17 protein-coding genes are annotated in these 14,369 nt (G+C 58.4%); 14 read left to right on the top strand and 3 right to left on the bottom strand.

Annotated elements, in window-relative coordinates; all coding sequences use genetic code 11:
* Positions 1-16 precede the first annotated feature (16 nt).
* Positions 17-934, bottom strand: coding sequence for a putative 2-dehydropantoate 2-reductase (locus AB4N53_RS13410; RefSeq protein ID WP_460121014.1), 918 nt, complete (start codon positions 932-934; stop codon positions 17-19).
* Between the two features lie 140 nt (positions 935-1,074).
* Between AB4N53_RS13410 and AB4N53_RS13405 the strand changes: the two genes are divergently transcribed.
* Both AB4N53_RS13405 and AB4N53_RS13400 read left to right on the top strand, forming a co-directional pair.
* Complete coding sequence (locus AB4N53_RS13405) at positions 1,075-1,560, top strand: YajQ family cyclic di-GMP-binding protein (RefSeq protein WP_016773491.1); 486 nt, start codon at positions 1,075-1,077, stop codon at positions 1,558-1,560.
* Positions 1,561-1,720: 160 nt separating this feature from the next.
* Positions 1,721-2,563: a mechanosensitive ion channel family protein gene (locus AB4N53_RS13400; RefSeq protein WP_460121012.1), complete on the top strand. Its 843-nt coding sequence runs from the start codon at positions 1,721-1,723 to the stop codon at positions 2,561-2,563.
* A 113-nt stretch (positions 2,564-2,676) separates the two neighbouring features.
* On the opposite strand, the gene AB4N53_RS13395 is transcribed toward AB4N53_RS13400, so the two are convergent.
* Complete coding sequence (locus AB4N53_RS13395; protein ID WP_076563946.1) at positions 2,677-4,026, bottom strand: OprD family porin; 1,350 nt, start codon at positions 4,024-4,026, stop codon at positions 2,677-2,679.
* A gap of 888 nt (positions 4,027-4,914) precedes the next feature.
* Between AB4N53_RS13395 and AB4N53_RS13390 the strand changes: the two genes are divergently transcribed.
* Positions 4,915-5,340: an HIT family protein gene (locus AB4N53_RS13390; protein ID WP_460121010.1), complete on the top strand. Its 426-nt coding sequence runs from the start codon at positions 4,915-4,917 to the stop codon at positions 5,338-5,340.
* Between the two features lie 3 nt (positions 5,341-5,343).
* Positions 5,344-5,550: a SlyX family protein gene (locus tag AB4N53_RS13385; protein ID WP_039758193.1), complete on the top strand. Its 207-nt coding sequence runs from the start codon at positions 5,344-5,346 to the stop codon at positions 5,548-5,550.
* Positions 5,551-5,614: 64 nt separating this feature from the next.
* Here AB4N53_RS13385 and AB4N53_RS13380 read toward each other — a convergent pair whose 3' ends face one another.
* Positions 5,615-6,217, bottom strand: a complete 603-nt coding sequence (locus tag AB4N53_RS13380; RefSeq protein ID WP_460121006.1) for a cold-shock protein — start codon at positions 6,215-6,217, stop codon at positions 5,615-5,617.
* Between the two features lie 311 nt (positions 6,218-6,528).
* Here AB4N53_RS13380 and AB4N53_RS13375 point away from each other — a divergent pair, with 311 nt between their 5' ends.
* The 10 genes from AB4N53_RS13375 (at position 6,529) to tolQ (ending at position 14,358) form a co-directional block, all read left to right on the top strand.
* Positions 6,529-6,999 carry a Dps family protein gene (locus AB4N53_RS13375; RefSeq protein WP_016773497.1) on the top strand — a complete coding sequence of 157 codons (471 nt, stop codon included), beginning with the start codon at positions 6,529-6,531 and terminating at the stop codon, positions 6,997-6,999.
* A gap of 181 nt (positions 7,000-7,180) precedes the next feature.
* Positions 7,181-7,519, top strand: coding sequence for a ribbon-helix-helix domain-containing protein (locus AB4N53_RS13370; protein ID WP_460121004.1), 339 nt, complete (start codon positions 7,181-7,183; stop codon positions 7,517-7,519).
* A gap of 130 nt (positions 7,520-7,649) precedes the next feature.
* A complete protein-coding gene (locus tag AB4N53_RS13365) occupies positions 7,650-7,871 on the top strand; it encodes an FmdB family zinc ribbon protein (protein ID WP_016773499.1) in 222 nt (73 codons plus the stop codon).
* A 98-nt stretch (positions 7,872-7,969) separates the two neighbouring features.
* Positions 7,970-9,745, top strand: a complete 1,776-nt coding sequence (aspS, locus tag AB4N53_RS13360) for an aspartate--tRNA ligase (RefSeq protein WP_039758189.1) — start codon at positions 7,970-7,972, stop codon at positions 9,743-9,745.
* Positions 9,746-9,864: 119 nt separating this feature from the next.
* On the top strand, positions 9,865-10,611 hold the full coding sequence (locus AB4N53_RS13355) for a YebC/PmpR family DNA-binding transcriptional regulator (protein WP_250607526.1): 747 nt from the start codon (positions 9,865-9,867) through the stop codon (positions 10,609-10,611).
* 154 nt (positions 10,612-10,765) lie between these two features.
* Entirely contained in the window at positions 10,766-11,293 is a 528-nt protein-coding gene (ruvC, locus tag AB4N53_RS13350) for a crossover junction endodeoxyribonuclease RuvC (protein WP_016773501.1), read from the top strand.
* A gap of 114 nt (positions 11,294-11,407) precedes the next feature.
* Entirely contained in the window at positions 11,408-12,016 is a 609-nt protein-coding gene (gene ruvA / locus AB4N53_RS13345; protein ID WP_460121001.1) for a Holliday junction branch migration protein RuvA, read from the top strand.
* On the top strand, positions 12,017-13,078 hold the full coding sequence (gene ruvB / locus AB4N53_RS13340; protein ID WP_024014087.1) for a Holliday junction branch migration DNA helicase RuvB: 1,062 nt from the start codon (positions 12,017-12,019) through the stop codon (positions 13,076-13,078).
* Positions 13,079-13,205: 127 nt separating this feature from the next.
* On the top strand, positions 13,206-13,673 hold the full coding sequence (ybgC, locus tag AB4N53_RS13335; protein ID WP_186530005.1) for a tol-pal system-associated acyl-CoA thioesterase: 468 nt from the start codon (positions 13,206-13,208) through the stop codon (positions 13,671-13,673).
* A complete protein-coding gene (gene tolQ / locus AB4N53_RS13330; RefSeq protein ID WP_008080223.1) occupies positions 13,663-14,358 on the top strand; it encodes a protein TolQ in 696 nt (231 codons plus the stop codon). Before ybgC ends, tolQ begins: the two co-directional genes overlap by 11 nt.
* The last annotated feature ends 11 nt before the right edge of the window (positions 14,359-14,369 follow it).

Here is a 14,369-nt window from a genome sequence, read left to right as displayed (position 1 = left end):
TCAGCCTAGCGGCTGCTCAGTCGCTGGGCAATCCACGCTTGTGCAGATGAGCGACCAGACGTTGCTGCAATTGGTGCAGATGCGGCAGGTGCAACTGATGGCGCTCGGCGACTTTGCAGGCGTGGCCCAACAGATAGCTGATCTCGGTGCGGCGCTGGTTGGCGACGTCCTGATACATCGAAGAATAATTGGCGGCGGTGGCGTGGATCACCCGTTCGACTTCTGCATGCAGATTCTCCGCCGCCGCAGGTTGGCCGCAACGTTGGAGCAGTTCGGCCAGTTCGGCGCAGAGTGTGGCGACTTCGCAGTGATGCTCGCTCAGCCCGCCGTTGCGGCAATCGTGGAGCACGGTCAGTGGGTTGATCGCGCAGTTCAGCGCCAGTTTGCGCCATAGCCGAGTGAGGATATCAGCACTCCATTCATGGGGAATGTTCGCCGCTTGCAGGTCATCCAGCCAGATCGGCGCCAGCGGATTTGCGCCATCGCCCAGCCAGTTGAAACCGTGGCCGGCGAACACCACGCGCCAATCGCCAGCGCGGAACGCGCCCTCGGTGCTGGACGCGCTGATGCAGCGCGCTTGCGGTACCCGCGCGGCCACGGCGTCCTGACTGCCGAGGCCGTTTTGCAGAAGGATCAGTTCGGCGTCCGGAGCGAGGCGTGAAGCGAGACGGGCGACGGCCTCTTCGGCGTCATAGGCCTTGCACGCGACCAGCAATCGGCGAATGGGCTCGGGGCTGTCAGGGGTTTCGCCGGGAACTGCATAAGTGTGAGCTTGTCCGTTTTCTACCAGGGTTAATCCGCCCACTGTCTCGTAGCTTTGCAAGCGCGCCGCATCGCGCAGGATCAGGCGCACGGGCAAGCCGGCGCGGGCCAGACGTGTCGCCCAGAGTGTGCCGAGACTGCCGGCGCCAAGTACGTGCCAGGTGGTCGACATCAGTTTTTTGCTCGATTGCTTGCAGGCATGTGCGGCTCGCCGTATCGGTAGGAAAAGACCCGTTATAATGAGCCCGATTTTAACCGCAAGCCAAGCGCGCTCCATGCACATCGAGCGCGCCTTTTTATTGGAGAGATTACATGCCGTCGTTCGACGTGGTATCCGAACTGGACAAACACGAACTCACCAACGCGGTCGAGAACGCCGTGAAGGAACTCGATCGTCGTTATGACCTGAAAGGTAAAGGCAGCTTCGAGTTCAAGGAAAAAGACCTGACTGTCAGCCTCACCGCCGAAGCGGCTTTCCAGCTCGAAGCGATGATCGAAATCCTCAAACTCGCGCTGACCAAGCGCAAGATCGACGTGCAGTGCCTTGAGGTCAAGGACGCCTACGCTTCCGGCAAGCTGATGAAACAGGACGCCATCCTCAAGGAAGGCATCGACAAAGAGCTGGCGAAGAAGATCGTCGGCCACATCAAGGAAGCCAAGCTCAAGGTCCAGGCCGCCATTCAGGGCGAGCAGGTGCGTGTCACCGGCAAGAAGCGCGACGACCTGCAGGAAGCCATCGCGGCCCTGCGTGCCAAGGAATTCGGCATGCCGCTGCAGTTCAACAACTTCCGCGACTAAGCTTGGTCTGAAGGCTACGTGGGAGCGAGCCTGCTCGCGAATGCGGTGTTTCATTCAGCGAAGAGTTGACTGACACACCGCTTTCGCGAGCAGGCTCGCTCCCACAGTTGTTTTGTTGTTTTGAATACACCCCGGGAAGCCGGAAATCAGGAGATAGAACATGGATTTGAATGCGGAAGTGGACCACCTGGTCAAAGCGTCCCAGGCGTGGATCCCGATGATCATGGAATACGGCAGCCGCGTACTGCTGGCAGTGATTACCCTGGCGATCGGCTGGTGGCTGATCAACAAGGTCACGCAGAAACTCGGCGGTCTGCTGGCTCTGCGCAATGCCGATCTGGCGCTGCAAGGCTTTATCAGCAGCCTGGCCAACATCATTCTCAAGGTGCTGCTGATTGTCAGCGTCGCGTCGATGATCGGCGTCGAAACCACCTCGTTCGTTGCGGCTATCGGTGCTGCCGGTCTGGCGATCGGACTGGCCTTGCAGGGCAGCCTGGCCAACTTCGCTGGCGGCGTGCTGATTCTGCTGTTTCGTCCGTTCCGCATCGGTGACTGGATTGAAGCCCAAGGCGTGGCGGGCACCGTCGACAGCATCCAGATTTTCCACACCGTGCTGCGTACCGGTGACAACAAGACCATCATCCTGCCCAACGGCAACCTGTCGAACGGCATCATCACCAACACCAATCGTCAGCCAACCCGCAAAGTCGTGTTTGATGTGGGCGTGGATTACGAAGCGGATCTGCAGAAGGCCCGCCAGGTATTGCTGGATCTGGCCAAGGATCCCCGCGTCATGCAGGACCCGGAGCCACAGGCGGTGATTTCGACATTGGGTGACAGTTCGATCACGGTGTCCCTGCGCGTCTGGGTTAAAACTGCGGACTATTGGGATGTGATGTTCATGTTCAATGAACAGGCGCGTGATCGTTTGAAGAGTGCTGGTATTGATATTCCTTTTCCGCAGCGGGTTATACGTGTAGTGCAGGAATCGGCGGCGCAATGATAGGTTGCTAGCTAACTACTTGCTTTGGTAGTCAGTCTTTAAAACAAGTGAAAATAAAAAAGGCCCATCAGAAGATGGGCCTTTTTTTATGCTGTGAAACTAACCACTGACAATTACAAGATGTTCAGCGGGTACTCGGTGATCAGACGGAACTCTTTGACGTCGCCTTCACCTTCGTCGGCGTTGGCAACGTGCCAAGCTTGACGAATGCGGAAGGACAGGTCTTTAGCCGGACCGCTTTGAACAACGTACTTGGCTTCAAAGTTGGTTTCGTGGTGTTTGCCATCTTCACCATACAGACCGGCGTAAGCGCTGCCAGCTGGAGTGTTGGTACCGTCGATATCCCAACCTTTGACGTAACGAACCATGAAGCTCAGGCCAGGAACGCCGTACTCGGCCATTTTCAGGTCGTAACGGGCTTGCACGGATTTCTCGCCAGCGCCGTTGAAGTCAGAGTACTGGATGGAGTTGGCAAGGAAGATCGAGTCGCCACCACGGTTGTTCTTGCCCACGCCGATGTAGTCGAACGGGGTGTCGCCGTTGACCTTCTGGAACGCCAGGGTGAAGGTGTGCGCTTTGAGGAACGACAAAGCGGTTGCCAGCGAGAACGTGGTGTTGCTGATGTCGCCCGCTTCGGCGCTACCGGTGTCGGTGGTGCGGTAGATGTTGAAGTCGGTGTTCAGCGAAGTATCACCACCGAACGGGGTGGTGAGGTTCACGTTGGCGTAGTACTGGTTCCAGATGTCTTCCAGCTTGGCGCCGTACAGCGATGCAGTGAGGTTGTCAGTGATCGAGTACTTGCCGCCGAAGTAGTCGATGTTGTTCGCTTCAACACCGGCGTAGGTAGCGTAGAGGCCGCCATCGCGTGCGTTCTTGTCCTGGCTGGAGCCGGAGTAGAAGTGGCCGGCTTCCAGGTCCAGATCTTTGACTTCGCTGCTCTGCAACTGGAAGCCAGTGGCAGTTTGCGGAAGGATACGGGAACCGCCGACAGCGAACACTGGAGAGGTGCTTGGCTGCATGTCGCCGAATTTCAGTTCGGTCTTGGAGACGCGGAACTTGATCGAAGCGCCTGCTTTGCCCTGACTGTCATTGACGTCGCGAGCATAGCCGTTCGCCTTGACGGTATCGCTACGGCTCATGTTGCCAGTACCGGAGGTACCGTCACCGCCATCCAGTTTCAAGGCCAGATAGCCGTAGGCATCGATACCTACACCCACGGTGCCCTGGGTATAACCGGAGGTGAAGTTGCCGAGGAAACCCTGGGTCCAGTCTTTCTGGTCACGGCCACCGTTCTTGTTGTCGCGGTTGAAGTAGTAGTTCTTCAACGTCTCGGTGAGTGTCGCGTCTTCAACGAAACCTTTGGCTTCTGCCTGGTCACTTACAAACGGGGCGGCCGTAGCCAACTGCGAACTGGCTGCTGCTGCAACTGCCAGTGCGATCATGCTCCACTTCATCACGCGCATCGTGATTTGCTCCTTTGGTTTTAGAAGAGTACTGCCGTCCCACCTGTTTTATTATCTGGGCGGCTCTTTCTTTTTGTGTCGGCGCAAACTTATATCACGCCGACAATGTTGGCGATACTTGCGAAACCAACCTTTCAGCTTCTTTACGGCGTTGTCGCGAAAGGAGCGCTGGATGTCGCAAATTCACAGTACCGATGCAGCCGGACTGACAACTTTATCGCTGTTTCCGGGCCTTTTTGCATCGCTAAAAAAGAGTCCCTGGCAAAACACTTGAATCTCCATCGGGCAACCCTGCCACTGTTTTTATTGGCTTCAGGCGACCACTTCCAGTGGTGCGCTTATAGTCCATACGGTTACTAATGCAACAAGCGTGCACAAACCGCGAAATTGCTGCGGTTATTTTTCTGTGGGGCGCCCGCATATGTGAAAACCTTGTGAAAACGGGGCCTCGAGCCTCTTTTGTCACACGCTTGACGTGGTTTGCCCAATGGTGTTGCAACGCACCAAAGGTGCGCGGGACAGCAAAAAACGTTACCGGTTCACCCCATATTGAGTATTTGGCGGATGCTCGACCCAGTGAGCGTAGACGTGTTGTGCAGTTTTGGTGCAAAAAAATCACAATCAAGCCTTGGTCAATCCGCAGGCGACTGACCTGAGGCATGGCAGATCAAGGATTTTCCTGCGGCTCTTCACGTCAAGGCTCATGTCCAGGCCTGTATTGGTGCGTGGCCTGGATAAATGTCTCATGTCGGCGCGCTTGGCGAATTACTGCCGGGGGGAGCGTGAAGCCCGCTGCATTCGCAGGTATGCTGCCGTCCTGTCGCTTGGCGCGCCGCCTTTTTGGTGCCGCCGCTAAGCTGAGTCATAGGATCAACGGGAGTGCTCACAGTGTTTGCTTTGGATTCACGACTTCAACAGGACACCCTGGTCATCGGTGACTTTCCGTTGTGCCGGCTGTTGCTGTCCAACGACAGCAATTACCCGTGGTTCATCCTGGTGCCTCGGCGCGAGGATATAAGCGAGTTGTTTCAGTTGGATGTCGCCGATCAGCAGCAGCTCTGGCGGGAAACCACCACGCTGGCCGAGTTGCTCAAGGATTCGTTCGACGCTGACAAGCTGAACGTCGCAACACTGGGTAACGTTGTCAGTCAACTGCATATGCATGTCATCGTGCGTAAACGCAATGATGCTGCGTGGCCGGCGCCGGTCTGGGGCAAACACCCGGCCAAGCCTTACAGCGCCGAGCAGGTTGCGGCCATTCGCGAACGCTTGCGTCTGGTGCTGACCGAAGAATTCACCTTTGTGGAGGGCTGAGTCATGAGCCTTGAAGAGCGCGTAACCGATCTGGAAAGCCGTCTGGCCTTTCAGGATGACACCATTCAGGCATTGAACGATGTGCTGGTGGCCCAGCAGAAAGTCATCGAGCGCCTGCAATTGCAGATGGAAGCGCTGATCAAGCGTCACGAAGAAATGGTCGGGCAGTTCGGTGCTTTTGAAGAAGATGCGCCACCGCCGCATTATTGAGCCATTCGGCAGGCATAAAAAAACCGCGGACAGCCAGGCTGTTCGCGGTTTTTTTTGCTTTGGATCAGCGACGCGGCAGAGCGGCGATCACGTCCTCGGCTTGCAGGCCTTTGTCGCGGTTCATCACCGAGAACTCGACGCGCTGGCCTTCGACCAGAACACGGTGGCCTTCGCCACGAATGGCGCGAAAGTGCACGAAAATATCATCGCCGGAATCTCGGGAGATAAACCCGAAACCCTTGGAAGTGTTGAACCACTTTACGGTGCCGGTATCGCGATTGCTCATGTCATAGCTAGTCGGCGCAGCGGCCGGTGACGATTTGTAAAAGCTGACGGCCAGGTGCAGCAGCACGGCAACCAGGGCGATCACCAGGCTGAACAATACGGCTGGCTGGCCAGCGATGACCGGCATCGGTGCGATCAAAGTCAAGGTTTGCAGGACGACAGTCAGCACCAGAAGGGCGCTGACCAGATTTTGCAGATGCTGGCGCGGGCCTTTGTTCCAGTAGGGAATCACTGGAGCGATAACCAGGTTCAGCAGGCCGAAAAAGGCCAGGTAAAGTGCATCGGGCTGTTGCAGGTAAGGAACGGCTTCGGCTTTCAGGCTGGGTATGAACGACAGCAGCAAGGCTGCTGCGCCCATTAGCAGGTGGACGATTTTCAACATTTTGATTGGCTCACGTTATGACGGCTCACAAGGAAGAGCTGAAGGCGCACGGTTCGCTTCAGGACAAAATAAGAGGCGGTGGACACGTACACGGCATCAGCCTATGCGCAACGCCCCGGAAAATAGGGCATGGCGACACACTGCCTATTTAACAGCAAAGCCTGCGGCTACTCAAATCAGCCCGGCCAGCGGCAGCGAAACGGTCGATTTGTCGCAGTCCGATCACTGATTCATAGCTGCGAGCCGGCGCTTGCCTTGCTAAAGTGGGGGCGAACCTGCTGGATGAATTCACTCATTGTTAGGGGGTAAGCATGGCCATTGATATCGGTATCAGTGAAGAAGACCGCAAATCCATCGTCGAAGGGTTGTCGCGACTGCTGTCGGACACCTACGTGCTGTATCTGAAAACCCATAACTTTCACTGGAACGTCACCGGCCCGATGTTTCGCACGCTGCATTTGATGTTCGAGGAGCAGTACAACGAATTGGCGTTGGCCGTCGATTCGATCGCCGAGCGTATCCGTGCGTTGGGCTTCCCGGCGCCGGGTGCCTACGCGACCTACGCGCGTCTTTCTTCTATTAAGGAAGAAGTGGGTGTGCCGAGCGCCGAGGACATGATCAAGCAGTTGGTCGAGGGCCAGGAAGCCGTGACCCGTACCGCACGCGGTATCTTCCCGCTGTTGGACAAGGTCAGCGACGAGCCGACCGCCGATCTGCTGACCCAACGCATGCAGGTGCACGAGAAAACCGCGTGGATGCTGCGCGCGCTGCTCGAAGAGTGATCCGGCCGCTGCGGACGGCTTGAGCTCGTCCGCACGCTGTCCAGACTCTTACCATTGTCGTTGGCTTATCCTACGAGGCTGGTCAACAAGTCGTATGGCGCTAACTTTGTCACTGGGTTTTTATGAAGGCGCAGGATGTTGCCTTATAAATCAGCAGTCATGGCAAAGGAGTGTCAACGCTATGGTAGAAGGAGACAGGCGAAGCGACAGGATGTCGGCTTCGCGGCACGTTATAAAAGTCGACCCGTTTGTCAGCGAGTTCGACATGAATCTGATCCGGCCGTTGTCGCGATCGATTCGCCTCAATGGTTTTGCGACCTGCCTGCGACTCGAACAGGTCTACTGGAATATCCTCGGCGGCATGGCCGAGGCCAATCATTGTTCGATCAGCACACTGCTGTCCCATGTCGACCGTGAGGTGCATCTGCGTCACGGTGGGGTAAAAAATTTCAGTGCGCTGGTACGCGTGGTTTGCGTCATGAACGGGATCAAAGACCTCGCACCCGCCGTTTCGCGCTGAAACGGCGGTTGCAACGAGGTTGCGGGCTGTGCAGTGTTACGGCTGCACAGCCCGCATTTAATCGATATAATCCCGCGCTTTCGCCGCAAAGCTCCGCGCGCGGCAGCAATCTGATCGCCGAGACACCCCCATGCCAATGTACGATTACCAATGTGCTTCCTGTGGTCATCAGTTGGAAGCCATTCAGAAGATCAGCGACGCACCGTTGGTCGACTGCCCTGCCTGCCAGGCGCCCGAACTGAAGAAACAGCTGTCCATGCCGGGTTTTCGCCTCAGCGGCAACGGTTGGTACGAGACCGATTTCAAGACCGGAGCCAAGAAGAATCTGGCCGGTGGCGACAAAGCTGACTAGGGTTCAAACCCTGAACGAACGACACGCGTGAGTGGCCGCCTTGCTTGAAGGCGACAGTTACTCCACCGAATTTCGAATTACGAGAAGCGAACCACACCATGATGCGCAGCCACTATTGCGGCCAACTGAACGAAAGCCTGGAAGGCCAGGAAATTACCCTTTGCGGATGGGTTCACCGTCGCCGCGACCACGGCGGGGTGATTTTCCTCGACATCCGTGATCGTGATGGTCTGGCCCAGGTGGTGTTCGATCCGGATCGCGCCGAGAGCTTCGCCGCCGCCGATCGCGTGCGCAGCGAATACGTCGTGAAAATCACCGGCAAGGTGCGTCTGCGTCCGGCCGGGGCGACCAACGCCAACATGGCTTCGGGCATGATCGAAGTGCTGGGTTACGAACTCGAAGTGCTGAACGAGTCCGAAACCCCGCCGTTCCCGCTCAACGAGTTCTCCGACGTTGGCGAGGAAACCCGCCTGCGCTATCGCTTCCTCGACCTGCGTCGTCCGGAAATGGCCGAGAAGCTGCGTCTGCGCTCGCGCATGACCACCAGCATCCGCCGCTTCCTCGACGAAAACGGCTTCCTCGACGTCGAAACGCCGATCCTGACCCGGGCCACCCCGGAAGGTGCGCGTGACTATCTGGTGCCGAGCCGTACCCACGCCGGTTCGTTCTTCGCCCTGCCGCAATCGCCGCAGCTGTTCAAGCAACTGCTGATGGTGGCCGGCTTCGACCGTTACTACCAGATCGCCAAGTGCTTCCGTGACGAAGACCTGCGTGCCGACCGTCAGCCGGAATTCACCCAGATCGACATCGAGACCAGCTTCCTCGATGAAAAAGAGATCATGGGCCTGACCGAGCAGATGATCCGTAACCTGTTCAAGGAAGTGCTGAATCTGGAATTCGGCGAATTCCCGCACATGACCTTCGAAGAAGCCATGCGCCGCTACGGTTCGGACAAGCCGGACCTGCGTATTCCGCTGGAACTGGTTGACGTTGCCGACCAGCTCAAAGAAGTTGAATTCAAAGTGTTCAGCGGCCCGGCCAATGATCCGAAGTGCCGCATCGCCGCGCTGCGCGTTCCAGGCGGGGCGAGCATGCCGCGCAAGCAGATCGATGACTACACCAAGTTCGTCGGCATCTACGGTGCCAAGGGCCTGGCGTACATCAAGGTCAACGAGCGCGCTGCCGGTGTTGAAGGTCTGCAGTCGCCGATCGTGAAAAACATCCCGGAAGACAAGCTCAACGTGATCCTCGATCGCGTTGGCGCAGTCGATGGCGACATTGTGTTCTTCGGTGCCGACAAGGCCAAGATCGTCAGCGAAGCCCTGGGCGCGCTGCGGATCAAGCTCGGTCACGACCTCAAGCTGCTGACCTGCGAGTGGGCACCAATGTGGGTCGTCGACTTCCCGATGTTCGAAGAGAACGACGACGGTAGCTTCTCGGCGCTGCACCACCCGTTCACCGCACCGAAGTGCACCCCGCAGGAGCTCGAAGCCAACCCGGCCGGCGCACTGTCCCGTGCGTACGACATGGTGTTGAACGGCACCGAGCTGGGTGGCGGTTCGATCCGTATCCACCGCAAGGAAATGCAGCAAGCGGTATTCCGCCTGCTGGGCATCAACGAAGCGGAGCAGGAAGAGAAGTTCGGCTTCCTGCTCGATGCGCTGAAGTACGGTGCACCGCCGCACGGTGGTCTGGCCTTCGGTCTGGACCGTCTGGTGATGCTGATGACCGGCGCCCAGTCGATCCGTGAAGTGATCGCCTTCCCGAAAACCCAGAGTGCTGCCGACGTGATGACGCAGGCTCCGGGCGTCGTGGATGCCAAGGCATTGCGCGAGCTGCACATTCGCCTGCGCGAAACGCCAAAGGCTGAGTAAGACGGGCCTGAAGGCGCATCTTCGGATGCGCCTTTTTTCTTTCTCAGGTCGAATTTTTCAATTGCCGGCCGCTGCCTCGGCAGGGCGGGCAAGGTTTCAAAGAGCATTCGGAGCAAGTTATGGCAGGTCATTCCAAGTGGGCAAACATCAAGCACCGCAAAGAACGTCAGGATGCCAAGAGGGGCAAGATCTTCACCAAGTGGATCCGTGAACTGACCGTTGCGGCCCGTCAGGGTGGCGGTGATCCGGGTTCCAACCCGCGTCTGCGCCTGGCCCTGGACAAGGCTTTGAGCGCGAACATGAGCCGCGACATCATCGACCGCGCCGTCGCGCGCGGTGCCGGTGCCACCGAAGCGGACAACGTTGAAGAACTGACCTACGAAGGCTACGGCCCGGGCGGCGTCGCGGTGATGGTCGAGTGCATGACCGACAACCGCAACCGTACCGCCGCAGCTGTGCGCCATGCGTTCAGCAAATGTGGCGGCAACCTCGGCACCGACGGTTCGGTGGCGTATCTGTTCGAGCGCAAGGGCCAGATCAGCTTCGCCCCGGGCGTCGATGAGGACGCACTGACCGAAGCGGCACTGGAAGCGGATGCCGATGACGTGGTCTCCCACGAAGACGGCTCGATCGACGTGTTCACCTCGTTCACCGGTTTCTATGCAGTGCGTAACGCGCTGGAAGCGGCCGGGTTCAAGGGCGACGACGCGGAGATCGTCATGCAGCCGACCACCAGCGCCGAACTGGATCTGGAAGGCGCCGAGAAGGTGCTCAAGCTGATCGACATGCTTGAGGATCTGGATGACGTGCAGAACGTCTATTCCAACGCGGATATCCCGGAAGACGTGGCTGCTCAGCTTGGCTGATAAGCGACTAGTCTTCCTTGTGGGAGCGAGCCTGCTCGCGAAAGCGGTGTGTCATTAGCACCTGTATCTGCTGACATACCGCCTTCGCGAGCAGGCTCGCTCCCACATTTGCTATTGGCTGTCAGGTAAATCGTTTTATGAATCTGCAGGCGTTATGACTCTAATTCTTGGTATCGACCCCGGTTCGCGCATCACCGGTTACGGGATCGTTCGCGATACCGGGCGCGGCGGCTGCATTTACGTGGCTTCGGGCTGCATTCGCACCGGGTCCGGCGAGCTGCATGAGCGTCTGCAAATCGTCTATCGCGGTGTGCGCGAGATCATCAAGACCTACGGCCCGGTGACCATGGGCATCGAAAAGGTGTTCATGGCGAAAAACGCCGACTCGGCGCTCAAACTCGGTCAGGCGCGCGGCGCGGCCATCGTCGCGGGCGCCGAAGAGTGTCTGGAAATCGCCGAGTACACCGCCACGCAAGTCAAACAGGCCGTGGTCGGCACCGGTGCGGCCAATAAGGAGCAGGTGCAGATGATGGTCATGCACATGCTCAAGTTGACCAGCAAGCCGCAGATCGACGCCTCCGACGCCCTCGCGATCGCCATTTGCCATGCGCACACGCGCTCAAGCCTGCTACCGCACGGTCTGGGAACCGCACGCAGTCGTGGCGGGCGCCTGCGTCTCTGATAGCATCAGCATCAATTTTCCTGAAAGTGGCGTTGCGGTGCCTGTGTTGTCGGCGTGCAAGCCACCTTCAATCGTCGCCAGCCCACGGCTGGCCAGCGCTCAAGGATTCAAAACGTGATTGGACGCTTGCGCGGCACCCTGGCTGAGAAACAGCCGCCGCACCTGATTCTCGATGTGAATGGCCTCGGCTATGAGGTGGAAGTGCCGATGACCACCCTTTATCGGCTGCCGTCGGTCGGTGAACCGCTGACCCTGCACACCCATTTGGTCGTACGCGAAGATGCGCAATTGCTCTATGGCTTTGCCGGCAAGCGTGAGCGAGACTTTTTCCGCGAACTGATTCGTCTCAACGGCGTAGGGCCGAAACTGGCACTGGCATTGATGTCGAGTCTGGAAGTCGATGAACTGGTACGTTGCGTACAGTCCCAGGATACCTCGGCGCTGACCAAGGTGCCGGGGGTTGGCAAGAAGACCGCCGAGCGCCTGCTGGTCGAATTGAAAGACCGCTTCAAGGCTTGGGAAACCACGCCGGCGATGTTCGCGCTGGTGCCGAATCAGCCGGATGGGCCGGCGCCGGTCAATAGCGCCGAGACTGATGCGGTCAGTGCGTTGATCTCGTTGGGCTACAAGCCGCAGGAAGCGAGCAAGGCGATTTCCGCGATCAAAGACAAGAACCTGAGCAGCGAAGACCTGATCCGCCGCGCTCTGAAGGGAATGATTTAAGTGATTGAAGCTGATCGTCTGATCGCCGCCGCGCACAGCCCGCGCGAGCGCGAAGAAGTCCAGGACCGGGCCATTCGCCCGGTCAGTCTGGCCGACTACATTGGCCAGCCGACCGTGCGCGAGCAGATGGAACTGTTTATCCAGGCCGCCCGTGGCCGGAGCGAATCCCTCGATCACACCTTGATCTTCGGCCCACCGGGGCTGGGCAAGACCACGCTGGCGAACATCATTGCCCAGGAAATGGGCGTGTCGATCAAGAGCACCTCCGGGCCAGTGCTGGAACGCCCGGGTGATCTGGCCGCGCTGCTGACCAATCTAGAGCCGCACGACGTGCTGTTCATCGACGAAATTCATCGTCTGTCGCCAATCGTTGAAGAAGTGCTGTACCCGGCGATGGAAGATTTCCAGCTCGACATCATGATTGGCGAAGGGCCGGCGGCGCGCTCGATCAAGCTCGATCTGCCGCCGTTCACTCTGGTCGGCGCAACCACCCGCGCGGGCATGCTGACCAATCCATTGCGTGATCGCTTCGGTATCGTCCAGCGTCTGGAGTTCTATAGCACAGCGGATCTGGCGACGATTGTCAGTCGTTCGGCGGCCATTCTCGGTCTGCCGCTGGATCCGGAAGGTTCGTTCGAGATCGCCCGTCGCGCCCGTGGCACCCCGCGAATTGCCAACCGTCTGCTGCGACGGGTGCGCGATTTTGCTGAAGTGCGCGCCAAGGGCCACATCACCAAAGCGGTGGCGGATCTGGCGCTGAACCTGCTGGACGTCGACGAACACGGTTTCGATCACCAGGACCGGCGCCTGCTGTTGACCATGATCGAGAAGTTCGACGGCGGTCCGGTTGGTATCGACAGTCTGGCGGCGGCGATCAGTGAAGAACGCCACACCATTGAAGACGTGCTCGAGCCGTATCTGATCCAGCAGGGCTACATCATGCGCACGCCACGGGGCAGGGTGGTGACCCGGCATGCCTATCTGCATTTCGGTTTGAATGTTCCGTCACGCATGGGCGAGATGCCCGTGGCAGACGAGTTTCTCGACGCCGTCGACGATTGATACACATTTGTTGGTGATTTATTCAGGGTTTGTACTGTCAGACGACGGTACTTTTGCGTTAAAGCTTTGAAACCACGAAAAACAGTTGTCTGGCCGGATTGGCAACCTGAGGAGTAAGCACTAGAGTATGCGCGCGCAAAACGGGCTTGAGCCGTTCGCACATCGTTGTCGCGTTTATTACGAGGACACCGACGCGGGCGGCATCGTGTATTACGTTAATTACCTCAAGTTTATGGAACGGGCTCGAACCGAGCGGCTACGGGAACTGGGTTTTGCCCAATCTGCGCTCGCCGGAGAGGACCTGTTGTTCGTCGTGCATTCCAGCGAAGCGCGCTACCACGCGCCGGCGCGACTGGACGACGAACTGCTGGTAAGCGCTGATGTAATCGAATTGAACCGTGCCAGCCTGCGCTTCAAACAGCAGGTCAGGCGGGCCACGGATAATGTGCTGCTCTGCGAAGGGCAGTTTTTGGTGGCCTGCGTGCGCACCGACAGTTTGAAACCCCGGGCCCTTCCCGAAGACCTGCGTGCGGCCTTCGCCGACGCGGTCGGCCCGGGTACACACTCAAAGCAGGAGATAAAGCGTGGAAGCTAACGTCGTCGACCATTCCTCCATGTGGAGCCTGGTCAGCAATGCCAGCATCGTGGTGCAGTTGGTAATGTTGACCCTGGTGGCCGCATCGGTGACCTCATGGATCATGATCTTTCAGCGCAGCAATTTGCTGCGTGCCGGTCGACGCGCCCTGGAGAGCTTCGAAGAGCGCTTCTGGTCGGGTATCGACCTGTCCAAACTGTACCGTCAGGCCGGCAGCAACCCTGATCCGGATTCGGGCGTGGAGCAGATCTTCCGTGCCGGTTTCAAGGAATTCTCCCGTCTGCGTCAGCAGCCAGGCGTCGATCCTGAAGCCGTGATGGAAGGCGTCGCCCGTGCCATGCGCGTGGCCATCTCGCGTGAAGAAGAGAAACTCGAGCAGAGCCTGCCGTTCCTCGCCACCGTTGGATCGGTCAGCCCGTACATCGGTCTGTTCGGTACCGTGTGGGGGATCATGAACTCCTTCCGCGGTCTGGCCAGTGCTCAGCAAGCGACCCTCGCCACTGTTGCCCCGGGTATCGCCGAAGCCCTGATCGCCACGGCGATCGGCCTGTTCGCTGCGATCCCGGCGGTCATCGCTTACAACCGTTTTGCTGCTCGCAGCGAAACCTTGCTGGGCCGCTACTACACCTTCGCCGATGAATTCCAGGCGATCCTGCACCGCAAAGTGCACACCAGCGAAGAATAAGCAGGTATTTC

This window comes from Pseudomonas sp. H3_E04 (genome assembly GCF_054668915.1).
This window is presented reverse-complemented; position numbering and strand designations above follow the sequence as displayed.